The organism is Streptomyces sp. GLSS-08, assembly GCF_056387915.1.
Window position 1 is genome coordinate 426,799 of the sequence record NZ_JBWJAQ010000003.1, and the last position, 23,266, is coordinate 450,064.

At 74.2% G+C, this 23,266-nt stretch carries 21 protein-coding genes; 8 read left to right on the forward strand and 13 right to left on the reverse strand.

Annotated features, from left to right (window positions below):
* Nucleotides 1–492 precede the first annotated feature (492 nt).
* Nucleotides 493–2,067 carry an alpha/beta hydrolase gene (locus AC0ZLC_RS07420; protein WP_476751075.1) on the reverse strand — a complete coding sequence of 525 codons (1,575 nt, stop codon included), beginning with the start codon at nt 2,065–2,067 and terminating at the stop codon, nt 493–495.
* Nucleotides 2,068–2,465: 398 nt separating this feature from the next.
* Between AC0ZLC_RS07420 and AC0ZLC_RS07425 the strand changes: the two genes are divergently transcribed.
* Nucleotides 2,466–3,314, forward strand: coding sequence for a GNAT family N-acetyltransferase (locus AC0ZLC_RS07425; RefSeq protein ID WP_476751076.1), 849 nt, complete (start codon nt 2,466–2,468; stop codon nt 3,312–3,314).
* 82 nt (nt 3,315–3,396) lie between these two features.
* On the opposite strand, the gene AC0ZLC_RS07430 is transcribed toward AC0ZLC_RS07425, so the two are convergent.
* The 4 genes from AC0ZLC_RS07430 to AC0ZLC_RS07445 all read right to left on the reverse strand — a co-directional run bounded on the left by AC0ZLC_RS07430 (nt 3,397) and on the right by AC0ZLC_RS07445 (nt 7,057).
* Complete coding sequence (locus tag AC0ZLC_RS07430) at nt 3,397–4,350, reverse strand: TauD/TfdA dioxygenase family protein (RefSeq protein WP_476751077.1); 954 nt, start codon at nt 4,348–4,350, stop codon at nt 3,397–3,399.
* A gap of 509 nt (nt 4,351–4,859) precedes the next feature.
* On the reverse strand, nt 4,860–5,606 hold the full coding sequence (locus AC0ZLC_RS07435; protein ID WP_476751078.1) for an MBL fold metallo-hydrolase: 747 nt from the start codon (nt 5,604–5,606) through the stop codon (nt 4,860–4,862).
* A gap of 120 nt (nt 5,607–5,726) precedes the next feature.
* Nucleotides 5,727–6,410 carry a response regulator transcription factor gene (locus AC0ZLC_RS07440; protein ID WP_476751079.1) on the reverse strand — a complete coding sequence of 228 codons (684 nt, stop codon included), beginning with the start codon at nt 6,408–6,410 and terminating at the stop codon, nt 5,727–5,729.
* Nucleotides 6,407–7,057, reverse strand: coding sequence for an ATP-binding protein (locus AC0ZLC_RS07445; protein WP_476751080.1), 651 nt, complete (start codon nt 7,055–7,057; stop codon nt 6,407–6,409). Before AC0ZLC_RS07445 ends, AC0ZLC_RS07440 begins: the two co-directional genes overlap by 4 nt.
* A gap of 532 nt (nt 7,058–7,589) precedes the next feature.
* Between AC0ZLC_RS07445 and AC0ZLC_RS07450 the strand changes: the two genes are divergently transcribed.
* Nucleotides 7,590–8,384 carry a GNAT family N-acetyltransferase gene (locus AC0ZLC_RS07450; protein WP_476751081.1) on the forward strand — a complete coding sequence of 265 codons (795 nt, stop codon included), beginning with the start codon at nt 7,590–7,592 and terminating at the stop codon, nt 8,382–8,384.
* A 208-nt stretch (nt 8,385–8,592) separates the two neighbouring features.
* Here the strand turns inward: AC0ZLC_RS07450 and AC0ZLC_RS07455 are convergent, their stop codons facing one another.
* Nucleotides 8,593–9,363 carry a TetR/AcrR family transcriptional regulator gene (locus AC0ZLC_RS07455; RefSeq protein WP_476751082.1) on the reverse strand — a complete coding sequence of 257 codons (771 nt, stop codon included), beginning with the start codon at nt 9,361–9,363 and terminating at the stop codon, nt 8,593–8,595.
* 189 nt (nt 9,364–9,552) lie between these two features.
* Between AC0ZLC_RS07455 and AC0ZLC_RS07460 the strand changes: the two genes are divergently transcribed.
* The gene (locus AC0ZLC_RS07460) at nt 9,553–10,512 is read left to right on the forward strand and encodes an NAD-dependent epimerase/dehydratase family protein (protein WP_476751083.1); all 960 of its coding nucleotides are present in this window, start codon (nt 9,553–9,555) and stop codon (nt 10,510–10,512) included.
* Nucleotides 10,513–10,758: 246 nt separating this feature from the next.
* Here AC0ZLC_RS07460 and AC0ZLC_RS07465 read toward each other — a convergent pair whose 3' ends face one another.
* The 4 genes from AC0ZLC_RS07465 to AC0ZLC_RS07480 all read right to left on the reverse strand — a co-directional run bounded on the left by AC0ZLC_RS07465 (nt 10,759) and on the right by AC0ZLC_RS07480 (nt 13,583).
* A complete protein-coding gene (locus AC0ZLC_RS07465; RefSeq protein ID WP_476751084.1) occupies nt 10,759–11,199 on the reverse strand; it encodes an SPW repeat protein in 441 nt (146 codons plus the stop codon).
* A 262-nt stretch (nt 11,200–11,461) separates the two neighbouring features.
* Entirely contained in the window at nt 11,462–12,217 is a 756-nt protein-coding gene (locus AC0ZLC_RS07470; protein WP_476751085.1) for an anti-sigma factor, read from the reverse strand.
* Entirely contained in the window at nt 12,214–12,798 is a 585-nt protein-coding gene (locus tag AC0ZLC_RS07475) for a sigma-70 family RNA polymerase sigma factor (RefSeq protein ID WP_476751086.1), read from the reverse strand. The genes AC0ZLC_RS07470 and AC0ZLC_RS07475 overlap by 4 nt, the downstream gene beginning before the upstream one ends.
* Before the next feature lie 176 nt (nt 12,799–12,974).
* Nucleotides 12,975–13,583 carry a sigma-70 family RNA polymerase sigma factor gene (locus AC0ZLC_RS07480; protein ID WP_476751087.1) on the reverse strand — a complete coding sequence of 203 codons (609 nt, stop codon included), beginning with the start codon at nt 13,581–13,583 and terminating at the stop codon, nt 12,975–12,977.
* Between the two features lie 109 nt (nt 13,584–13,692).
* Here AC0ZLC_RS07480 and AC0ZLC_RS07485 point away from each other — a divergent pair, with 109 nt between their 5' ends.
* Both AC0ZLC_RS07485 and AC0ZLC_RS07490 read left to right on the forward strand, forming a co-directional pair.
* Nucleotides 13,693–14,880, forward strand: coding sequence for a MerR family transcriptional regulator (locus AC0ZLC_RS07485; RefSeq protein WP_476751088.1), 1,188 nt, complete (start codon nt 13,693–13,695; stop codon nt 14,878–14,880).
* Between the two features lie 240 nt (nt 14,881–15,120).
* Nucleotides 15,121–16,362, forward strand: a complete 1,242-nt coding sequence (locus AC0ZLC_RS07490) for an NAD(P)/FAD-dependent oxidoreductase (RefSeq protein ID WP_476751089.1) — start codon at nt 15,121–15,123, stop codon at nt 16,360–16,362.
* A 24-nt stretch (nt 16,363–16,386) separates the two neighbouring features.
* On the opposite strand, the gene AC0ZLC_RS07495 is transcribed toward AC0ZLC_RS07490, so the two are convergent.
* Together AC0ZLC_RS07495 and AC0ZLC_RS07500 are read right to left on the reverse strand one after the other, a co-directional pair.
* Nucleotides 16,387–17,760 (reverse strand): cryptochrome/photolyase family protein, encoded by a 1,374-nt coding sequence (locus AC0ZLC_RS07495; protein WP_476751090.1) that lies wholly within the window; start codon nt 17,758–17,760, stop codon nt 16,387–16,389.
* Between the two features lie 100 nt (nt 17,761–17,860).
* Nucleotides 17,861–19,396 (reverse strand): SDR family oxidoreductase, encoded by a 1,536-nt coding sequence (locus AC0ZLC_RS07500; protein WP_476751091.1) that lies wholly within the window; start codon nt 19,394–19,396, stop codon nt 17,861–17,863.
* 147 nt (nt 19,397–19,543) lie between these two features.
* Here AC0ZLC_RS07500 and AC0ZLC_RS07505 point away from each other — a divergent pair, with 147 nt between their 5' ends.
* The 3 genes from AC0ZLC_RS07505 (at nt 19,544) to AC0ZLC_RS07515 (ending at nt 22,552) form a co-directional block, all read left to right on the forward strand.
* Nucleotides 19,544–20,065 carry a MarR family winged helix-turn-helix transcriptional regulator gene (locus AC0ZLC_RS07505; RefSeq protein ID WP_476751092.1) on the forward strand — a complete coding sequence of 174 codons (522 nt, stop codon included), beginning with the start codon at nt 19,544–19,546 and terminating at the stop codon, nt 20,063–20,065.
* A gap of 146 nt (nt 20,066–20,211) precedes the next feature.
* Nucleotides 20,212–22,308, forward strand: a complete 2,097-nt coding sequence (locus tag AC0ZLC_RS07510) for an MMPL family transporter (RefSeq protein WP_476751093.1) — start codon at nt 20,212–20,214, stop codon at nt 22,306–22,308.
* Nucleotides 22,309–22,363: 55 nt separating this feature from the next.
* Nucleotides 22,364–22,552, forward strand: a complete 189-nt coding sequence (locus tag AC0ZLC_RS07515) for a hypothetical protein (protein ID WP_358855156.1) — start codon at nt 22,364–22,366, stop codon at nt 22,550–22,552.
* Nucleotides 22,553–22,667: 115 nt separating this feature from the next.
* Here AC0ZLC_RS07515 and AC0ZLC_RS07520 read toward each other — a convergent pair whose 3' ends face one another.
* A complete protein-coding gene (locus AC0ZLC_RS07520) occupies nt 22,668–22,994 on the reverse strand; it encodes an ATP-binding protein (RefSeq protein WP_476751094.1) in 327 nt (108 codons plus the stop codon).
* Nucleotides 22,995–23,266: the final 272 nt, after the last annotated feature.

Here is a 23,266-nt window from a genome sequence, read left to right on the forward strand (position 1 = left end):
GGCGGGGCGTCCGGGGGAGCGGGCCGCGCGGTCCGCGGCCGTGGCGCTCTGCTGGTCACCATGGTCCGCGACCGGAACCTGGACGGCACCGGGGCGGGCCAGGAGGCGTAGGCCCGGATGTGAACCGGGCGCGGTACGGCTGTGGGCCCCTCCGTTTCCACCAGGGGGCCCACAGCCCAGCCGTACTGCGCCGCGGCGGTTACTGCCCCCGCGACGCAGTACTGACGCCGGTGAACGTGGCCTCCGCGAGGGGACGCCCGGCCTGCACGAACGTCACACGTACTCCGAGGGCCGTACTCCGAGGGCCAGGCGGCCCCGGCACGCGCGACGGTGGTGCCGGTGTCCCACGACCGTCGGCGGCGCGTCGAGTTCCGCGTAGGCACCGAAGGACGCATGTGCCGGTCATCCCTACGTCACGCGGGCTCGCCCGGCCGTACAGGGAGCACGCTCGACACGTCTTCCCCAGGGCTTTCACGCGCCGTGCACGGACGTTCAGTCGTGCGCGTCGGGCCCGCAGGAGCTGCCGTCGTCCGGCAGGGAGCCGTACAGCAGGAAGTCGTCGACCTTCTGGTGCACGCACTTCGAGGACGCGTACCCCGTGTGCCCCTCGCCCTTGTTGTCGAGGACGACGGCCGAGGACCCGAGCCGCTCGGCGGTCTCCTGGGTCCAGCGGTACGGGGTCGCCGGGTCGCCCCGGGTGCCGACGAGCAGCATCTTCGCGGCGCCGACGTCACGGACCTCGTCACGGATGAAGTCGGTGCCCCGGGGGCGGCCGTAGCACATCAGCACCTGGGTCAGCCGGTAACGGCCGAAGACCGGCGACGCCCTCTCGTACTCGGCGCGGAGTCTGCCCATGTCCCTGGTGACCTGGTCGGCGGTCGGCCGGTCCGGGTCGTCCGCGCAGTTGATCGCGACGAGCGCGGCCGGAAGGTTGTCGAAGGGGACCTCCATCGCATCGACGAGACCCCCGTCGTGGCCGGCGGCCGCCGCGCGGTCCTCCCGGCGGGTGTTGGGCAGGGCGGCGCCGCCCGACAGCTGCATGAGCCCCTGGCTGTCCCCGTCCTGCACGAGAGAGGACAGGGCGTGTTCGAGGGTCGGCCACAGCTGCCTGCTGTACAGCGCCTGACTGATCGCCCCGACCAGGTCCTGTCCGGAGAAGGCCTGACCGAAGTCCGTCGGCACCGGGTCCTGGTCCAGCGACTCGACGAGCGCGACGACGTCCTCCCGCGCCGAACGCGCGTCCTCTCCGAAGGGGCAGGTCATGTGCGCGGTGCACCAGCCGACGAAGTCCTCCAGGGCGGTCTGCTGCCCCTCCGCCCCCACCACGCCCTGCTCGGCCAGAGGCTCGGTGAGCGTGTCCACTCCGTCGAGCACCATCCGGCCGACCTTCTTCGGGAACTGCGCCGAGTACACCGCGCCCAGCCGCGTCCCGTACGAGAAACCGAGGTAGTTGAGCTTGTCGTCGCCCAGCGCGTCCCGCATGACGTCCAGGTCGCGCGAGGCGTTCACCGTGCCTATGTGCGCCAGTACGGGCCCGGAGTGCTTCACGCACTCGTCCGCCGTCTTCCGCAGGTCCTCCAACGTCCTGCGGGGATCGGTCTCCCGCGTGCTGTCAGCCTCGGCCTCGGCCGCGCCCTCGCCGCAGCTGACGGGGGAGGACCGGCCGACGCCGCGGGGGTCGAAGGTCACCACGTCGTAGCCGTTCGTGAGACCCATGAAGTCCTTGCCGCCGGTGGCGAGTTCGCTGACACCCGACCCGCCGGGACCGCCGAAGTTCAGCAGGAGGGAACCGCGCGACGGGCCGGTCGCGCGGTAGCGGGCCACCGCCAGTTCGAGGGTCCCCGCGCCGGGGCGCGCGTAGTCCAGCGGGACGGTGACCTTCCCGCACTGGAGGTCCTCGGGTGCTTCCTCGTCCACGCAGGCGGTCCACTTGATCTTCTGGTCGTAGAAGCGCGAGAGGTCGGGGCCCTCGGCGGCCGTCGCCACGGACGGCAGCTCCGCCGCCAGCAGGGCCAGTGCCGCTGTTGCGGCTCCGGCGAGGACGCGGCGTTGGTGCACGGACAGCATGCAAGCCTCCTGGGACGCCCGGCTGCGGACCGGGGGCCCCGTGCACCGCGTGCCGGGGCACCCCTCGATCACGATAGGCGGGCCCCCGTGGCCACGCCTCCCGGCGAGCGGCCCGGGCCGGTGTGCCCTACCCTTGCGCGCCGCGGCGGCACGCGCGATTCCGGACGGCGTCCGGCCGCTCCGTTCCAGGGATGGCGATGCGGGCGCGAGGCCGTGGACAGCGCGGGCGCGGGCGAGCGCCCCGCGGTGCCCCGTGCGGTCAACAGGGCGCGCCCGATGGCTGATTGACGCCCGCAGTGATCCGGCCCGGCATGGTCCGTACCGCCGGGATCGGCGAGGATGCTGGTGTGCGGCCGACCACCGCACACCACACGACCCCCACGAAGTGGAGCGCACCGATGACCTCTCCGGTCTCCCACGACCTCGTCGTCAGCCAGGCCTCGCAGGACGACTGGACAGTGATCACCGGATGGGCGGCGGCCGAAGGATGGAATCCGGGGCTGTCGGACGCCCCGAGCTTCTTCGCCCAGGACCCCGACGGCTTCTTCGTCGGGAGGATCGACGGGGAGCCGGTCTCGGCCGTCTCGGTCGTCAACTACGGCGCCGACTACGCCTTCCTCGGCTTCTACCTGGTACGCCCCGACCTGCGCGGGCACGGTCACGGGATCACCACCTGGAAGACGGCGCTGGCCCACGCCGGCACCCGGACCGTCGGCCTGGACGGGGTGGTGGCGCAGCAGGACAACTACCGCAGGTCCGGGTTCCACCCCGCCCACCGCACCGTCCGCCACAGTGGTGTCGCGCCGGAGACGGCGGTTCCGCGGGGTGTGCGTCCCGTCGAGGACCTCGGCGCCGTCACCGCGTACGACAGCGCCTGCTTCCCCGCGGACCGGCCGCGCTTCGTGGAGCGCTGGCTCGCCGAGGACGGGCACCGTGCCCTGGCCCGCGTCACCGGCGGGCGGCTCACCGGCTACGGGGTGATCCGTCCGGGCCGGGACGCCTGGCGCGTCGGCCCGCTGTTCGCCGACACCGCCGAGGACGCCCGGGCGCTGTTCGCCGGACTGACCGCCGGGATCGCAGGCAGCGAGGTGGCGCTCGACGTCCCCGAGGACAACGCGCCCGCCGTCGCCCTCGCCGAGGAACTGGGTCTCGCCCCCTCCTTCGAGACGGCCCGCATGTACACCGGCCCGGTGCGGCCCTTCGCCGCGGAGCGCGTCTTCGGCGTCACGACACTGGAACTCGGCTAGGGCGGGTCTCCTCGGTGGCCTGCGAATGCCTGGACGGACCGCCGCCCGGACGGACCGTCGCCCGGGCATCCGCAGGCCGTGCTCAGGCCGCGGCCGAGGTGCCGGACGAGGGGAGGGACGCGGGGACGGACGCCGCCTCGGGCTCCACCGGCACGGAGGGGCGGCCGTCCACGCCGACCGGTACGTCGCCGTCGACGGTGACGCGCCGCAGCCGCCGCTCGTGGTCGTCGGAGTCGTCCACGCCGTAGTGCTGCGTCGCCCGGTTGTCCCAGATCGCCACGTCGCCCGGCTGCCACCGCCAGCGCACGGTGTTCTCCGGGCGCTCGATGTGCGACTGGAACAGTTGGAGGAGCGTCCGCGAGTCGGCGGCGGGCAGGCCGACGACGCGCTGCACGAAGCTGCCGAGCAGCAGCGTGCGTTCACCCGTCTCCGGGTGGACGCGCACCACCGGGTGCTCGGTGCGGAACGTCGTCGAGGTGAACACCTTCTGGTAGTGCTCCAGTTGCTCCGGCACGGCATCGGGACGCAGCGCCGCGTAGTCGTAGTCGTTGGTGTGCAGCGCGCGCAGGGAGTCGGCGAGCGTGCGCAGCGGCTCGGGCAGGTTCTCGTACGCCGTCGCGGTGTTGGCCCACAGGGTGTCGCCGCCGTAGGGCGGGACGACGACGGCGCGCAGGATCGAGAACGCGGGGTACGCGGGCACGAACGTCACGTCGGTGTGCCACTGGTTGGCACGGCCCCCGTGGTCGGAGTCGATGCCCAGCGCGTACCGCCCGTCCGCGGACGGCACGGTGGGGTGGGCGACCGGGTCCCCGAGCAGCCGTCCGAAAGCCTCGTGGCTCGCCTCGTCGAGGTGGTCCTGGCCGCGGAGGAAGACCACCTTGTGCCGCAGCAGCGCGGCGCGTACGGCGGCCACGGTGTCCGGTGCGAGGTCGCCGCCGAGGCGGATCCCGGAGATCACGGCGCCGAGCCGGCCGCCGAGCTGCTGGACGGTGAGCCGCCGGCCGGGCGAGACGGCGACAGCGGGTGCGGAGGTCATCGGCTGGGGTTCCCTTCGGGTGCGGGGAGACACATGCGGCGCGGGGAGGACGCGGGGCGGGGAGGTGGGGTGGCGAGGAGCGTCGCAATTCCCGCGAACGCCCGTCAAGGACGGTCCGCCCGCCCGCCGCCGCAGGCCAGGGGCGTGATCGGCGCGGTGGAAACCCCGGTTCGATGTCGAGGTGTACCCGCTGACCTGCGGGTTCGCAGACGGTACGCGGGTGGGGCGAGGGAGGCGCCGGGGGCCGGGGCGAGGCTCGGCGGCGCCGTGCGATGTTCATCCCGCCGCAACGTTGCGGCGGGAGCCGAGCCGACGAGGTGATGGTGCCGATGATCGGGGTGTACGACCACGCTGCCGGGACAGGCGCGAGCACGGCCCGCGGGGCCGCGGGCGGCGGTGTCCATGCCGGCGGCGCGCGCTCTTGGCGGTGGGGATCGGTGGCGCGGGGGTGTCCACGCCGACGGTGCGCCACGGGCCGTACAAACCCGTGACGCGCGGCGGGACGCGGCTCAGCCGAGCTCCCGCGCCCGTTCCGCGGCAGCCCGAACCGGGCCGCGGTGCACGGGCCCGTGACCGGGGAGCAGGACGTCCGCCGCGAGGCCCTCGATACGGTGCAGCGCCGCGAGGCTCCGCTCGCGCTCGGCGTCGAACATCGCGGGCAGCAGTTGCGGGCCGCGGACACGGGACGTGGGGTGCCCGCTGACCAGCGCGTCACCGGAGATGACGACGCCCGCGTCGGGGAGATGGAAGACGCAGTGACCGGCCGTGTGGCCGGGCGTGTGGACCGGGACGGGACGCCCGGGCAGGTCGAGCGCGCCCGGCGCGGGGAACGGCCGGGGCTCCGTCATGCGGACGTCCGCGGTGCCGCCCGCGCGCAGGGCCCGTACCGCCCAGGGCAGCACCCCCGGCCGCCACGCCCGGCGCATGACCTGCCCGACGGACACCTGGTGCAGGAACTCGCGCCGCGCGTGCGGCATCTCGGCCTCGTGCAGATGGACGGGGACACCGAAGGCGCGGCTGAGGTACTCGGCGGAGCCGAGGTGGTCGTTGTGCGCGTGGGTGATCAGTACGGCGGTCAGCGCCTCCGGCGGGTGGCCGAGCGCCCGCAGCGAGGCGAGAACCTGCTCGCGGTCACCGGGGTAGCCCGTGTCGACCAGGGCGACCGTGTCGCCGTCGGACAGGACGACCCAGTTCGTGTCGCTGCCGTGCACCAGATGAACTCCGGCTGCCACCTGGACGATCGCGTCCTCGCGCATGAACTCTCCCGCGGTCGGGGTCTCGCACGGCCGGCCCGGCCGTGTCAGGGCGAAGCTATCGCGGCACGCGGCGCCGCCACGGCCGCACCCAGCGGGCACGGGCCCTGCCGCGGGCGACCTTCAGTACGCGGCCGGCGGCGCGGGCTGCACGAGGCCGGACTGGTAGGCCATGACGACCAGTTGGGCGCGGTCACGGGCGTTGAGCTTGGTCATCGCACGATGGACGTGGGTGCGTACGGTCAGCGGGCTGACGACGAGCTGATCGGCGATCTCGGGGTTGGAGAGCCCCTCGGCGGCCAGCGCCATCACCTCCCGCTCGCGGGCCGTGAGCGCTGCGAGGGCCTCGGGAGGCGCGAGGGGGCTCCCGGGCACCGGCGCGGCGAGGTAACGGGTGATGAGCGCACGGGTGGCCAGCGGCGAGAGGAGGGCGTCACCCGCGGCCACGGTGCGCAGGGCACTCAGCAGCGCGTCGGCGCCCACGTCCTTGCCGAGGAAACCGCTGGCGCCGGCCCGCAGCGCCTGGGCGACGTACTCGTCGATCTCGAAGGTGGTCAGGATGAGAACACGGGTCGTCGCCAGCTCCGGGTCGGCGCAGATGGCGGTGGTGGCGGTCAGCCCGTCGGTACCGGGCATGCGGATGTCCATGAGGACGACGTCGGGGTGGTGGGCGCGGGCGAGATCGACCGCCTCCCTGCCGTCGGTGGCCTCGGCGACCACGTCCATGTCGGGGCAGGACTCGATCAGGATGCGGAAGGTGGCCCGGAGCAGGGCCTGGTCGTCGGCGAGCAGGACGCGGATGGTCATCGGGTTCGCTCTTCTTCCGGTTCCGTGGGGTGCGGGTGCGGGTGCGGGTGGGGGTGCAGCGGTAGGCGCGTGGTGACTTCGAAGCCGCCGCCGGGGCGGTGGCCGGCGCTGAGGGCGCCGCCGACGGACTCCGCGTGTTCGCGCATGCCGATGACGCCGGGGCCGTGGCCCGGCGCGGGCGGGACGGGGACCGCCGGGGCCGTGCCGTCGTCGGTGACCGTGATGGTCAGCCGGTCGTCGGCGTGGCCGAGCCGTACCCGCGCCGTCACCGCGGCGGCGACGAGCAGGGCTGGGGTGCCGAGCGCGCAGCCGCGGGTGGTTCTCCGGTCGGTGCCGGCCGCCGTCCAGTAGGGGCCGGCCATGGCCGGCCCCAGGACCCGCGGGGTGAGCAGGTGGCCCAGGGCGCCGACGGCCGTGGTGCGGCAGGCGGTCACCGCCACGGTGACGCGGGGGAGGCTGCGCCGCCACAGCAGGGCGGCGCAGGAGACCGCTGCCAGGAGCGAGGCGGGCCGGAGTCCGTCCGGGTGGCGGGAGCCGGGTGTGGTGATCGGACTCCCGACGAGAGAGCAGGCGAACAGCAGCAGGGCTGTCGCCCTGTCGGCGGTGCGCGGGCGGGTGTTCGTGTACCGGTCCAGGGTGGTGGCCATCGGGTTCTCCGGTCTGGGACTGAGTCCATGGTGGACGACACCGGCTCCGAACTGCCGTCGAGGGACGCCCGTGTCGGGCGGTGTCGCGGGCGGGCCGGGGCGCACGTCCGACGGGGCGGCAGCCGGCCGGGAACCGGAAGGGTCGCCGTCCCCCGCCACGGGTGGTGACCGGATTCGGTCAAGTACCCGCCAGGAAGGCGGCGGCGCCGTCCCGCCGCGTGCAGAGCGGGGCGGTGAGGGCGGGCGCCGCGGCCGTGGGGCGGATGTCCGGCCGACGTGGGTGGACGGGCGTCCGTTCTCGCTGCCGACACTTCCGGCTGCTGAAGTCGCGGTACGAGCAGGCCGGGGCCTCCTCCTCACGTCCACCGCCGGAGGGCGGCAGCACGTCGGCCCCCGGCCCCCGGACCCCGCCGCAGAGGGGGCCGCCGCGGCGGCCGCGCAGGACGGTCAGGACGCGGCCGGATTCCGGCCCGCCGGAAAACGGCCGCGTAATCCCATTGCAGCGACACCCGGCGGATGCTGGAGTGAGCTCATGGATCACGTAGGGGTACTGGCCCTGTTCGACCGGGACATGCGGGAGGGCGCGCGGCCCGACGGCCCCGGAGCCCGGGTGGAGCGCGTCGGCAAGGTGGTGCGTCAGGTCGGTGCCGACCAGGGCTGGAGCGGAGTGGTCTGGTCGGATCTGGACGAGGCGGGTGCCGACGCCGCGATAGCCGGGCAGATCCGGTACTTCGCCGGTCTGGGGCGCGGGTTCGAGTGGAAGCTGTACGGCCACGACGGGCCGGACGACCTCGGACAGCGGCTCCGGGCGGCCGGGTTCGCCCCCGAGCCGGAGGAGACGCTGATGGTCGCGGAGCTGGGCGACCTGGCCCTCGACGCGGAGCCGCCGGACGGTGTCCGGCTGCTGCCCGTCACCGACAGCGCCGGGGTCGACCTCGTGGCGGACGTCCACCGGCAGGCCTTCGGCACGGACAGCTCACGCCTGCGCAACCAGCTGCTCGCCCAGCTCACCGGTGACGCGGACAACGTCGTCGCCGTGGTGGCCCTCGCCGGTGACCTGCCGGTCAGCGCGGCCCGGATGGAACTCGTGCCCGGGGCCAGATTCGCTGGTTTGTGGGGCGGCGGGACCGTCGAGGGCTGGCGGGGCCGGGGCATCTACCGCGCCCTCGTCGCCCACCGTGCCCGGGTCGCCGCCGACCGCGGCTACCGCTACGTCCAGGTGGACGCCTCCAGCCAGAGCCGCCCGATCCTCGCCCGCCTCGGCTTCGTCCCGCTGACCACGACGACGCCGTACGTGTACGCGTCCGGCGGGGGCTCGTCGGCGTAGCCCTGCCTGCCGCGGACACGCCACCGGCGACGAGGCACGTGGGCGGCGGAGTCCCGTCCCCGTCCGGGTGGCAGGCACGGCGGTCGCCGTCTTCCGGGCCTCGTCGCGGCGGTGTCCGGGTCTCGGTCCGCTCCTGGGACGAGGCGGTGGCGGTGGCGGTGTCAGCGTCCCGCCACCGCCACCGCCGCGCCGGCGTTCATCCCTGCCGTCAGGCGAGGCCGAAGGCGTCCGCCAGCGACTCGATCTGTGCCGCGAGCAGTGTGCCGCCGTCGTGGCCCATGCCCTCGAACTGGCCGGACACCTCCAGGCCGACCGCCCCGTGCAGGTGCGACCAGGCCAGGACGGCGCCGGCGAGCGCGACCCCGGCCGCCTCCGCGTCGTGCGGGGCGGCGGGTCCGCCTGCGCCCGCATCCGCGCACGACGCGTCCTTGTCGCCCGCAGGCGTGCGGAGCGCCACCCAGTCGGCGACCGTGGCGTCCTCGCGCACCCACGCCGTCATCTGAAGCACCACGGGCCGTGCCGCCGGGCCCGGCCGCGCCCGGCGGAACGCGGTCAGGAAGGGGCCGAGCACCGCCCGGGCACTGTCCAGTGTGTCCGGCGGCGCGCTGTAGCCGGGAACCGGCGTTCCCTGGACCAGCAGGTACCGATGGGGCTGCCCGACCGCCCACTCCCGGCACGCGGCCGCCAGCGCCCGGACCCGCGCACGCGCCGGAACGTCCGGCTGCAGAACGGCCGAGGCCGCCGACACGGCTGCGGCCAGATCGGCGTAGGCGTCCCGGATCAGGTCGGTCAGCAGCGCGTCCCGGCTGTCGAAGTACCGGTACAGGGCCGGCCCCGACAGGCCCACTTCCTTGGCGATGCGCGTCAGGGCCACGGCGGCGGTGCCACCCTCGGCCACCTGGCGCAGCGCGATCTCCTTGATCTCCGCGCGCGTCTGTTCGCGGTACCGGGCCCGCGGGCCCTGTGGATTGCCGACCACGTACGGCTCCCTCTGTAGGTCTCGCTACACACCCTAACGAACGACGTCGGTCAGCCACTATTGCTAGGGGTACTCGCAAGAGTTACAGTCTCTAACTAAAGCGATGGGAAGTCACGCAACGCCGCCTTCGCATGCTGTGGCCTTCGGTCCGGAGGCCCGCAAGCGCGACACCGAGAGAAGGAATCCCGCATGTCCACCACCCCGAACACGGCCCGCGCCCCGCACGTCGTCCTGGGCTCCGGCCCGGCCGGCACCGCGCTCGCCCGGGAACTCGTCCGCCGCGGCCGCGCCGTCCGGCTCGTCGACCGGAAGGGAACCGGCCCCGTCGCCGCGGGGGTCGAGCGACTCGCCGCCGACGTCGGTACGGCTGAGGGGGCGCTCGCCGCCGTGGCCGGGGCCGAGGTCGTCTATCACTGCGTGAACGTCGCCTATCACCTCCAGGTCGAGGTCATGCCGGGGATCCAGGACGCCCTCCTCGGCGCCGTGCGGGCCACCGGTGCGCGCCTGGTCGTCCTCGACACGCTCTACCCGTACGGCGAGACCGGGGGAGCGGTGATGACCGAGGACTCCCCGTGGAACGCCACGAGCCGCAAGGGCCGGATGCGCGCCGAGCTGGACGAGAAGTACCTCGCCGCCCACCGGGAGGGCCGCGCCCGCGTGGTCATCGGCCGGTCCGCGGACTTCGTCGGCCCGGGCGTGCTCAACTCCTCCCTCGGTGCCACGGTGTTCCCCGGTGCGCTGACCGGCGGGGAGGTCCTGGGTCTCGGTGACATCGACCTGCCGCACAGCTACACGTACATCGGGGACGTCGCCACAGGCCTCGCCACCCTCGGTGAACACCCCGAGGGCGACGGGCGGGTGTGGCACCTGCCGACGGCGCCCGCGCTCCCCACCCGCGAGGTCCACGCCCTGATCGAGCGGCGGCTCGGCCGGCCGGTACGTGCCCTGGTCCTGAAGGAGCCGGCGCCCTTCGGCCCCTTCGACGAGCGGTTCATGGCCGAGTACGCGGAGATGTTCTACCAGCACACGGAACCGCAGATCGTGGACTCGTCCGCCTTCGAGGAGGCCTTCGGCGTGCGGCCGACGCCGCTCGGCGAGGCGCTGGACGCGACCCTCGCCTGGTACCGGGAATGGCTCGCGCAGCAGTGACCGGCCGGGTCGGCGGCGCGGCCGGTCACTGGCCGGTCACCCCAGGGGCGGAACGCCGTCCGTGCGACAACGGCTCGGGGGCGGCGGACACCGGTCGTATCTCCATGGGTTGATCTCGCCGTGTGCGCCCGCCACGCGGACACACGGCACGTTGCCCGGCCCGGCCGCACCGCAGGGGCCGGACCGACGGGGCCGGTCCGGCCGTCCCCGGCGCGTTCCGCCCCGGGGCGTGCTCCTCGTCCGCTGTCACCTCCGTGACGTGCTCCTCGTCGCGGTGACGATGCAGACCATGCCCAGCACCACCGCCAGCGCTCCGATGATGATGCTGTTGAGCACGACGCCGGTGTCGGGGCTCGAGCCGACGATCCACGGCGAGATGATCATCCACGTGCCCAGCGCGCACAGGGCTCCGCTCAGGCCGTACATCCGCTCCGGCGAGTTGGTGAAGCCGAGAGCCAGCACGCCGATCGCGATGCCCATGATCAGGTTGTGCACCACCAGAGACGGCTGGCTCGACGTGTAGTGGAGGATCCACGGGGAGGCGGCGCAGTACAGGCCGAGCAGGAACATCGGTCCGTCCACGAGCGCCACATCGCGACCGCCCATCATGCGGTCGTAGCGGGCCCGCATCTCCGGGGCATCGGGGTGACTGGTGATGTCACCTCGGGTGTGCGAGACGTTGGCCATGACTCGTCTCCTTCGTTCTCTTGTGGCCCGACCGCCTCCGGGAGTGTGTGCGGCAAGCGCCACATGAAGTCCAGTTTGCTCTTATTTTTTCCTTATGTGTAGAGGTCTCCATGTGTAGAGATGAGGTCCTTGGAAAGCGGCGTGCGGGGAGCAGGGCCGGCCGAGGCGCGGCATCGTCGCCCGCCGGTCGGGGGACCGGCGGGCGACGCTTCGGAGGACCGCCCGGCCCGGAGCCGCCGCTGACGGGCCGGGCGGTCGGGTCTCAGGCGGGAAGCCCCAGCAGGGCGACCGGGCGCGAGGTCGGCTCGGCGGATCCGCCGGCCGGTTCGACGGTGATGCCCATGCCGGACGCCCCGTCGACGGAACCGGCCATGAGGACGGCCTCCGTGCTCCGGCCGGGATCCATCAGCCCGGCCGAACGCATCGTCCCGCCGTCGTCGAACCACAGCTGGTAGACCTTGCCGCCGGGCGGTCTCGCCATCCCGGAGGCGATGAACACGGCCGCGTCGCGGCTCCGCGAGACGACGACCGTGCCCCTTGCGCCGTCCGCGAGCGCGGTGGTACGCGTCTTCGCGTCGGGGGCGGCCAGCACCGAGGCGACCGCGTCCGTCCGCCGCTCGGTCTGCCGCGCCTGTTCCCTGGCGTCCTGGGCGCGCTCGTGCTGCCAGGCCGTCGTACCGCCGAGAGCGGCCGCGGCGGCGAGACACGCCGCGAGGGCCCAGCGGGACAGGGTGGTCGCCCGCGCCGCGGTCCGCCGGCCGGGCCTCCGCGGCGGTGCGGTACGGGGAGCTTCCTGACGAACCGTGGTGATGTGCTGCAGGACCCGGCCCTTGAGCTCGGGGCGCGGACGCGCTGAGACCGCGAGACCGAGCCGCGCCGCCGTCTCGGACAGCTCACGGACCTCGTCCGTGCAGGCCTCGCAGTCCGCGGCATGCCGTTCGAACGCGCCGCGTTCGTCGTCGGAGAGGGCGTGCAGCGCGTAGGCCCCGGTCAGTGTGTGCAGGTCGACGGTGGTCACGCCGTCACCCCCAGACAGTCGCGGAGCCGGATGAGACCGTCGCGCAGCCTCGTCTTCACCGTGCCGAGCGGCAGGGCCAGCAACTCCGCCACCTCGCGGTAGGTCAGCCCCCGGTAGTACGCCAGCGTCACGGACTGGCGCTGCAGTTCCGTCAGCGTGCGCAGACAGCGCCGGACCTGCTCGCGTTCCAGACGGGCCTCCACCTGCTCGGTCACCTCGTCGAACTCGGGCGTGCGGTCCAGGAGAGCCGCCCTTTGGTCACGCGCGGCGGCGGCCTCGACCGACCGCACCCGGTCCACGGCACGCTGGTGGGCGAGGGTGAGCACCCAGTTCATGACCGAGCCGCGCTCGGGCCGGTACCGGGCGGCCGTCCGCCACACCTCGACCAGCACCTCCTGTGTGACCTCCTCGGACTGCGCCTGGTCGCGCAGCACCCTGCGCACGATCCCGAGCACCGGGCTCGCCACGGCGTCGTAGAGGGACGCGAAGGCCTCCTGGTCGCCACGGGCGACCTCTCCCATCAGGTCCTGCAGACTCGGTTCCGCGTACGGGCTTCTCTCGATCCCCACGGCTTCTTTCACGGAAAGGTCCTCCAGGACGTGCGACAGGTACGTAAGTGATCCGGAGCCGGTGCCGCGGCGGATTGGCGTCAGGCCGCAGAACCGAAAGTGCCGGGTGGACACGACGGCACCCGGCGAGGACGGCGCTGTTGCGACGTTCGTGCATCGAGTACTCGTCACTCCTGCTCATCGGCCCCTCACCGCCGGGCCGTCACCTCCTGCTGGAGGCAGCGGCGCAGCTGGAGCAGTCCCCGACGGGAGTGGCTCTTGACCGTGCCCAGCGGCCACCCGGTGCGTTGCGCGATCTGCGTCTGGGTCAGGTCCTCGTAGAACGCGAGGTGGAGGACCCGGCGCTGAGGTGCGGGCAGTCGCGCCAGCTCGTGCCGCACCAGGACCCTGTCGAGCGCCGACTCCGGGTGCTGCGCCGAGTGGTCGGCGACCACGAGGGCCGAGCCGGCGGCGGTGACCAGGTCGCCGCGCCGGGTCCGGGCCGACAGGGCGTCCGCGACCTTGCGCCGGGTGATGCCCACCAGCCAGCCGGCGAAGACACCGCGCTCGGGGCGATACCCGTCGCGGCCCCGCCAGGCGGCCAGGAACACCTGCTGCGTGACGTCCTCGGCCTCCCGTGTGTCGCCCAGGGAACGCCAGGCCAGGGTGTGCACCAGCGCTCCCCAGTGCCGGTAGACGCCTGTCAGGGATGCCTCGTCGCCCGCCATGAAGCCCTCGACCAGGTCCGCGTCGACGAGGTCCGCGTCGACGGGGGCCTCCGCTGCGGGGGCCCTCGGGGGCAACGTCAGTGCGGTCATGACCTCGACTCCTCACGGTGGGGCTCGATCCGCTTTCCGGTGACCCCATGCTCAGGAGCGCGCCGCCGCGGGTACAAGTCGCATCGTTTCTGCGTCGTATAGTCGCGGCATGAGTGAGAACCGTCCGTCGGAGCGGCACGTTCCTGCGCCACCGGATCCGGACGCGTCCGAGCGACACCCTCCGGCGCCACCGGACCCGCAGCGACGGGCCCCGGACACGGACGCGGCGCAGGCGGCCCCGGACGCGGACGTCGCCCGGGCGGTCCTGGAGGGCGGCGGGGAACAGTCCGCCCCGGAAGCCGGCCCCGGGCATCCCGCTGTGGAGGCGGGCGTCACCACGGGAGCCCTGGCGCGTCGGCTCGGGGTGTCGCCCACGACCCTGCGCTCCTGGGACCGGCGGTACGGCCTGGGCCCCGCGGTCCGCGCCGACGGACGGCACCGCCGCTGGACGCCCCAGGACGTGGCGATGCTGGAGACGATGTGCCGCCTGACGTCGTCCGGCGTGCCCCCCGCCGAAGCGGCCCGCGCCGCCAAAGAGGCCTCCGGCGCGGTCCCGCCGGAGGCCGGCCCGCCGTCGCCCGGGCCGGGACCGCGCGGTCGCTCGCGGGCGCCCGGCGCGCTGCCCCTGGGGGACGCCCGCCAGGAGTGCCGCGGCCTCGCCCGCGCAGCCGTCCGGCTCGACGCGCCCGCCGTCGAACGGCAGCTGGCCTCCCTGGTGGAACTGCACGGCGTGGTCGCCGCCTGGGAGGAGGTGATGGTCCCGACCCTGCACGCCGCCGGGCGCAAGTGGGAGTCGTCCGGGGACCGGTACGTCGAGGTGGAGCACCTGCTGTCCTGGCACATCTCCACGGCCCTGCGCCGCGCGACCTGGCCGGCCGGCCACGCGGAGTCGGACACCGGAACGGGACCCGTGGTCCTCGCCTGCGTCCCCGGCGAACAGCACACCCTGCCCCTGGAGGCACTCAACGCAGGGCTCGCCGAAGCCGGTCTGCCGACGCGGATGTTCGGCTCGGCCGTCCCCGTCGAGGCCCTGACCGCGGCCGTACGGCGGCTCGGCCCCTCGGCCGTCGTCCTCTGGTCGCAGGCGCGTTCCACGGCGAGCCTTCCGCTCGCGCGGCACGTCGCGGCCACCCGGTGGGGCGTCACGGGGGCGCGCCGCCGGCCCGCCGTCCTGCTCGGGGGCCCCGGCTGGGCCGGACAGCGGGCGCAGGGAATGCTGCGGCCGCCGGGCCTGCGGGACGCGCTCGCCGCGCTGGCCGGCACGTACGAGACCGGCGCCCCCGAGGTGCGCACCTGACCGTTCCGCGGGAGCCGCCCCGCTGCCCCGGCCGGGAACACTCCGGCATTCACGCATTCACGCATTCATGCATCCGCGGAACCGGGGCAGCGGGAAGGACGGACAGGACGTACGCGACCGCGTCGGCGGACGCCCGCCGGGCGGCGACGGCGTGTCAGGCGTCCGCCGGGCGTCGACCGCGTACCGGACGTCCGCCGGGCGCTCCGCCCGAGCACCCGCCACAATGCGAAGGTGGTAGTCATGACCCGAACCCGCGGAGCGGCCGACGTGCTGGTCGTCGGGGCGGGCCTCGCCGGCCTCGCCTGCGCGCGGGACCTCGCCGACGCGGGCCTGCACGTCCGGGTCCTGGAGGCGTCCGACGCGGTCGGCGGACGTATGCGCACCGACCGCGTCGACGGGTTCGTCGTCGACCGCGGCTTCCAGGTCTTCAACACCTCCTACCCGCAGGCCCGGCGGCGGCTGTTGCTGCGCGACCTGCGCCTGCGGCCCTTCACCCCGGGCGTCCTCATCCACACCGAGGAGGGCGAACTCCGCTTCAGCGACCCGACCCGTACCCCGCGGCGGGCGAAGGATCTGCTGCCCGGCCGGCTCGCCGGGACCCGCGACCTGCTCGCACTGGGCGCGCTGTCGGCCCGGGACATGCTGGCGCCCGTGCGGCTGCTGAAGCGCGGGGAGGACCGCACCACCCGGACCGCGCTGGCGGCCGCCGGGTTCTCCGAGGACTTCGTGGAGCGCTTCTTCCGCCCCTTCCTGTCCGGCGTCTTCCTGGAGGACGAACTCGAGACCTCCAGCCGCGTCTTCCACCTCGTCTGGCGCAGCATGCTGCGCGGCACCCTCTGCCTGCCCGCCGAGGGCATCGGCGCCGTACCGGCGCAGCTCGCGGACGCGCTGCCCTCCGGCACGGTCCGCCTGGAGAGCCCCGTGAACCGTCTCACCGACGACGGAGTCGAGCTGAGCGCGGGCGGCGAACTCGCCGCGCGGGCCGTGGTGGTCGCCACCGGCCCGGGCCCGGCCGTGGGACTGCTGCCCGAGCTGGAGGTGCCTTCGTACCGGACCGTCACGACGTACTACCACGCGGCCGAGCGCGCACCGCTCACCGAGCCGACGCTGCTCACCGACACCCGGCGCCGGTTCCTCAACACGTGCGTGCTCAGCGAGGTGGTCCCGGGCCACGCGCCGCCGGGCTCCTCCCTGGTGGCCACCTCCGTCCTCGGCGAGAACGGCGAAGGCCGGGAGACGGGCGTACGCGAGGCTCTGGCGGAGGCCTACGGGACGGAGACGGGCGGCTGGCAGCTCCTGACTGTCCGTACCGTGCCCGACGCGCTGCCCGCGATGCCGCCCCCGCAGCCGCTCAGCCGCCGGGCCCTCGTGGCTCCCGGACGGTACGTGTGCGGCGACCACCGGGCCACCGGCTCCGTCCAGGGGGCGCTGGCCTCGGGGGCCAGGGCCGCGCGTGAGGTGCTGCGCGACCTCGGACGGTAGCTCCGTCACCCGGGGCGGCCCCGCTCACTCCCGGCCCCGCGCCCGCTTGAACCGGGCGAGCCCCTCGGCCAGTTCGACGACGGGGCCGGGATAGTCGAGAGCCGCACGTTCGGGACCCCGGAGCTTCCACGGCTCGTGCACGGCGGAGGCGTCCAGTCCCGCGAGCTCGGGCACCCAGCGCCGGACGTACGCCCCGTTGGGGTCGTAGCGCTTGGCCTGGATCACCGGGTTCAGGACCCGGTTGGGGCGGGTGTCCGTGCCGGTGCCCGCCACCCACTGCCAGTTGAGCTGGTTGTTGACGAGGTCGCCGTCCACCAGGAGATCCAGGAAGTGCCGGGCCCCGACCCGCCAGTCCACGTACAGGGTCTTGGTCAGGAAGCTCGCGGTCAGCAGGCGGCCGCGGTTGTGCATCCAGCCCTCGTGCCGCAGCTGGCGCATCGCCGCGTCGACCACGGGGTAACCGGTGCGTCCCTCCTTCCAGGCGGTCACGTCCTCGTGCGCCGACGTCGCGGACCGCCACCGGTCGTGCCGGGTGCGGTAGTCGGCGGTGGACGCGTCCGGCCGGGCGGCCAGCACCTGGTGGTGGAAGTCCCGCCAGGCGAGCTGCCGTACGAACGCCTCGGAGCCGGGGCCGCCCGCCCGGCGGGTGCGGTGGACCAGCTCGACGGGGGAGAGCGTGCCGAAGTGCAGGTGGGGTGAGAGCCGCGACGTGGCGTCGCCGGCCAGGTCGTCGTGGCGGTCCTCGTACGTGGCGAGCCCGACGCTCAGCCAGGCGGCCAGCCGCTTCCTCGCCTCCGTCTCGCCGCCCGGAGCCAGGCCCGCGGAGATCCCCCGGGTGGCGCCGCGCGCGGGCAGGGGCTCGGAGCGGACACCGTCCGGCACCCGGATCTGCCGGGGCGGGCCGAGCACCTCCCGCAGGCGCTGCCCGGACCACCGCCGGAAGTAGGGGGTGAAGACGGAGAAGTGATCGGCGGAGAGCGGGGTGACGGCGCCCGGCGCCACCGCGGTGATCACGGTGTCGTGCACGTGGAGGCGGCAGCCCTCCGCCTCCAGGGCGGTCCGCAGCCGCTCCTCCCTGCGGTGGGCGTAGGCGCTGACCCCGGCCGCCATGTGGACCTCGTCGGCCTCCGCTTCGGCGACCACCCTGCACACCTGGCCGACGACGTCGCCCGAGCGCATGACGAGCCGGCCGCCGCGCTCGCGCAGCCCGGCGTCGAGATCCGTCAGGCAGTCGGCGAGGAACGCCAGCCGGTTCGGCGCGGCGAACCCGGCGGCGTCGATGCCCGCGTCGCGCACGAAGAGCGGCACGATCTCGGCCGTGCCGTCGAGCGCCGCCCGCAGCGGCGGATGGTCGTGCAGGCGCAGGTCCGAGGTGAACAGGACGACCGAGACGTTCATGGTGCGGCTCCGGGGCGGGCGGCGGGGAGAGGGGGTGACCAACTGATTCGGGCGCGGCGGTCCCGGCGGATGCGGGCGCGGGGGTGACGGCGGGGGCCCGTCACGGGGCGGGGGAGGCCGAGGGCTCCCGCGCCTGGGCGGGCGCCTCCCTGGCCGCGGCCTTGGCGATGTTGCGGGCCATGCCGCCGAAGACGACGGCGTGGAAGGGCGAGACGCTCCACCAGTAGGCGTGCCCGAGGAACCCGTGCGGGTGGAACAGCGCCCGCTGCCGGTAGCGGGTGCGTCCGTCGTCGTCCACGTCGGCGTACATCTCGAGCCAGGCCAGTCCCGGAAGCCGCATCTCGGCCCGCAGGCGCAGCAGACGGCCGGGCTCGATCTCCTCGACCCGCCAGAAGTCCAGCGAGTCACCGACCCGCAGCCGCGCGGCGTCGCGGCGTCCCCGGCGCAGTCCGACCCCGCCCACCAGCCGGTCCAGCCAGCCGCGGACCGCCCAGGCCAGCGGGAAGGAGTACCAGCCGTTGTCGCCGCCGATGCCCTCGACGACCCGCCACAGGGCGGCGGGGGAGGTGGCCACGGTCAGCTCACGCCGGTCCGTGTAGAGACTGCCGCCCGCCCAGTCCGGGTCGGTGGGCAGCGGGTCGCTGGGGGCGCCGGGCACGGACGCCGACGACCACCGCGTCGTCACCTGGGCGTCCCGCACCCGCTGCAGGGCCAGGGACACCGCCTCGTCGAAGCCGATCGGCCGTCCCGGTGGGTTGGGGACGTACCGGGCGATGTCGTGTTCGTGGCACACCACCTCGTGGCGCAGCGACTCGGTGAGCGGGCGGGCGATCGACCGCGGCACCGGTGTGACGAGTCCGACCCAGTGACTGGAGAGCCGGGGGGTCAGGACGGGCACGGGCACGATCAGGCGGCGCGGAAGGCCGGCGATCACGGCGTAGCGGCGCATCATCTCCAGGTACGTCAGCACGTCGGGGCCGCCGAGGTCGAAGGCCCGGCTGACGTCGGCGGGCATCCGGGCGCTGCCTACGAGCGTGCGCAGCACGTCCCCCACTCCTATCGGCTGGATCCGGGTGCGCACCCAGCTGGGGGTGACCATGACCGGCAGCCGTTCGGTGAGGTAGCGCAGCATCTCGAACGACGCCGAGCCGGAGCCGATGATGACGGCGGCGCGCAGCACCGTGGTGGGCACGCCCGAGGCGAGCAGGATGCGGCCGACCTCGGTGCGGGACCTCAGGTGGGGGGACAGTTCCTCCTCGGGCACGCCGGCCGGGACGAGACCGCCCAGATAGACGATGCGCCGGATGCCGGCGGCGCGGGCCTGCTCCCCGAAGAGCCGGGCCGCCAGGCGGTCGGTCTGCTCGAAGCCCTTGCCCGTGCCCAGCGCGTGGACCAGGTAGTAGGCGACGTCCATGCCGCGCATCGCCTCGGCGAGCGAGTCGGCGTCCGTGACGTCGCCGCGCACCACCTCCGCGTCGCCCGCCCAGGGGTAGTCGCGCAGTTTGGCGGGGGAGCGGGCCAGGCAGCGGACCCGGTGGCCCGCGGCCAGCAGCTCCGGGACGAGCCGCCCGCCGATGTAGCCGGTGGCTCCGGTCACCAGACAGTTCAGACCGGGGCCGGTCTCGTCACCGCTCATCGTTTCTCCGCTCACCGTGTCGTCCGTTCCGTCGGCCCCCTTCCCGATCTCTTCCACGCGGAGCGGCGCTACGGATGCGCGTGTACTCCTTCCGGGGCTCGGGCCGTCGTGTCCGGGCGGGGGCGCGGGCTTCTATAGGCTGCTCGCGTGGCTGGAAGAGACGACGGTGAGGACCCCGCGGGCGACCGCGCGCGTGACGGCGGCGCGGCGCGGAGCCGCTCGGCGGCGCCGGACCTCCAGGCCTTCGCGGTGCAGCTGCGCCGGATGAACGGTGAGATCAACCGGCTGGTGCACGGGTTCGCCGGTGAGCACGGCCTGCACGCCACCGACATCCAGGCCCTGGCCGCGGTCCTGGACTCCGAGGAGCCGCTCACGCCGGGACGGCTGCGCGACCATCTCGGCCTGACGTCCGGGGCGGTCACCGCCTGCCTCGACCGGCTGGAGCGGGCCGGTCACATCCGCCGGGTCCGGGAGAGCACCGACCGCCGAGTCGTCCACGTCCACTACGTGCCCGACGCCAGGTCCGCCGCCCGGACGCATTTCCGTCCCCTCGCACAGGCGACCGACACCGTGCGCTCCCGCTTCAGCGAGGAGGAGCTGTCGGTGGCACTGCGCTTTCTCACGGCGCTCAACGAGGAGCTCTCCACCGTCCGCGCGCCGGGCCGCTGACTTTCCCGCCCGGTGCATCCGGGCGGGCGCCTCGTCCGGAAAGAGGTGGGGTGTGGGCTACGATCCGCCCACTATCTCTCAATGATTAAGATTGTTTTCCATTGAGATACGTGCCCCGTCATTCCTTCCGCCATTCCTGGAGAGCGATGTCCCTCACCGCGCGGCGAGCCGCCCGGCTGCTGCCCCTGGTCCTGCTCGTCGCCTGGCTCGGCATCGGCGGCACCCTCGGGCCCTACGCCGGGAAGCTCGGCGAGGTCGCCACCAACGACCAGGCCGCCTTCCTGCCCCGCAACGCCGAGTCCACCCGGGTCATCGAGGAACAGCGCGCGTTCCGCCAGAACGAGACCCTGCCGGCGATCGTCGTCTGGACCGCCGACGGCGCACGGATGACGACGGGACAGCGCGCCGCCGCCACCCGCGCCCTGGCAACCCTCCCCAATGAACCGGGTGTCGTCGGCACGCCGTCGCCCGCGCTCCCCGCCAGGGACGGGAAGGCCCTGCAGGGCGTCGTCCAGCTCCGGCCCGGCCTCGGCGACGAACTGCCCGGCGCGCTCGACCGGATCCGCGAGGCAGCGGAACGGGTCCCCGGGACGACCGCCCGGATCGCGGGCCCCGCCGCCGGCCAGGCGGACCTGTCCGACGCGTTCGCCGGGATCGACGGACTGCTGCTCGGCGTGGCCCTGCTGACCGTGCTGGTGATTCTGCTGCTCGTCTACCGCAGTCTCCTGCTGCCCCTCGTCATCATGGCCGGCGCCGTCTTCGCCCTCGGTCTGGCCTGCGCCGTCGTCTACGTCCTCGCCGACCACGACGTCGTGCGGGTCGACGGCCAGGTGCAGGGCATCCTGTCCATCCTGGTGATCGGTGCGGCCACCGACTACGCCCTGCTGCTGACCGCGCGCTACCGGGAGGAACTCGCCGCGCACGACGACCGGTTCGCGGCCGCCCGGGCAGCACTCCGCCGGTCCTGCGGGGCGATCGTCGCGAGCGCCGGCACGGTGGCGCTCAGCCTGCTCGCCCTGCTGCTCAGCGACCTCACGAACAACCGGGCCCTCGGTCCCGTGGGCGCCATCGGCATCGGCTGCGCCGTACTGAGCACGCTGACCTTCCTGCCCGCCGTGCTGGTCCTGCTCGGCCCCGCCGCCTACTGGCCGGCCAGGCCGCGGACCGCCGAGGCAGGAGGAGGCGGCCACGGCATCTGGCGCGGGGTCGCCGGCCTGGTGGACCGGGCACCGCGCAGGGTGTGGGCGTCCGCCCTGGCCGCGCTGCTCGTGTGCGCCGCGTTCGCCCCGGCGCTCACCGCGAAGGGCGTCCCGCTCGACGAGACCTTCGTCGACGACGCGCCCTCCGTCACCGCCCAGGAGACACTCGGACGGCACTTCCCGGGCGGTTCAGGCAACCCGGTCGTGATCATGACCGACGCGGACCGGCTCCCCCGGGTCACGGCCGCGGCACGCGCCACCGCGGGTGTCGTCTCGGCCGTGGCGGTGACGGGCCCAGGACGCCCCGGTGCGGGAGACCCGCAGGTCGTCGACGGCAGGGCGCGTCTCGACGTCACCCTGCGGGCCGCCGCGGACAGTGACGCGGCCAAGGACACCGTCGCGCGCCTGCGCACGGCCGTCCACGCCGTGCCGGGAGCGGGCGCACTCGTCGGCGGCTACACGGCGCAGCAGTACGACACACGGAACACCGCTGAGCGCGACCGCACGCTCATCGTCCCGGTCGTCCTCGCCGTGATCCTGGTCATCCTGACCGGCCTGCTCCGCTCACTGCTGATGCCGGTACTGCTCGTGGCCACCGTCGCCCTCAACTTCCTCGCCACCCTGGGCGTCTCCGCGCTCGTCTTCCGGCACGGCTTCGGCTTCACGGGCACCGACGCGTCCGTCCCCCTGTACGGCTTCGTGTTCCTGGTGGCCCTCGGCGTGGACTACAACATCTTCCTCATGTCCCGCGTCCGGGAGGAGTCGCTGCGTCACGGTGTGCGGGAGGGCGTACGGCGCGGCCTGGTCGCGACGGGCGGCGTGATCACCTCGGCCGGTGTGGTGCTGGCGGCCACCTTCGCCGCCCTCGGTGTCATCCCACTGGCTTTTCTCGTCCAGATCGCCTTCATCGTCGCCTTCGGCGTGCTGCTCGACACGCTGGTGGTCCGGTCGCTGCTGGTTCCGGCGCTGGTCCGGGATCTGGGCCCCGTGGCCTGGTGGCCCGGCCCGCTCAGCCGCGGCGGCGAAGGCGGTGCACAAACATGACATGCCCCGGCGGAACGCGGGCAGTCGCTCAGGCACGGAGGTACCAGTCGGGTCGATGGTGGAGGTGTCTGCCGGTATGGGTGCGAAGGTGTTGGAGCGGTTTCCAGCGGGGTCTCCGCGCGGATCGTGGCCGGCGGAGGAGTACGCCGCCCGACGCCGTGCCGAGGGCGAGCCCGCCACAGTGGTGATGGACCTCAAGTCGGACGCCTTCCTCGTGGTGGTTCCGGCGCGGGAGGACGACTGAGCCTGTGCCCCCGGGGGCGTTGTGCGCCTCCCGCCGGGCCGCGGCGCCCGGTGGGGCACCCGCCGGCGTGATGCGGACGGCACCCCCTGGCCGGGCACCCGCGGTGGCGCGATCGTCAGCCGGGGCGCATCGCGAGGCTGACGGTCGTCCCCGGGGTGCCGGGCACGATGGAGAGCCTTTCGGCGACGAGCCGGGTGAGCCACAGCACGCCGCGTCCGGGAGCGCCGCCCGGGCGGGGTGCGAGGTCCGCGAGCACGGCCTCGGTGCAGCCGGGGCCCCGGGTGCCGATCCGGCACTCCGGTTCCCCGCCCCGGTGGAGCAGGACCAGCGTTCCGTCCCCGCCGCCGTGCAGCACGGCGTTGGTGGCCACGGCGTCCACGGCGGTCACGAAGTCACCGCGCCGCGGCTCGACGAGGCCGGCCAGGGCCGCGTGGCCGGCCACGGGCACCCGCAGGCGCGAGAGACCGGCGCCGCCGAACCCCCGGTGCAGCAGGACGTCATGAGCGAGGTGCGAAGCCCCGTCACCCGTATCGAGGGTCGTGGGCGGGCCGCCCGGACACTTCGACGTCGGCCGGTCGCGCACCCAGCAGCGGCGTGGCGTGCCTGGCGGAGCAGCGGATCTGCTGCCGAGGTGCCGCCCAGGCAGTAGCGGCGGCGGCCGGGAAAGCGAGGTTTGCCGAGTTCGTGAGATCCCGTGGTCCGGGATACGAGACC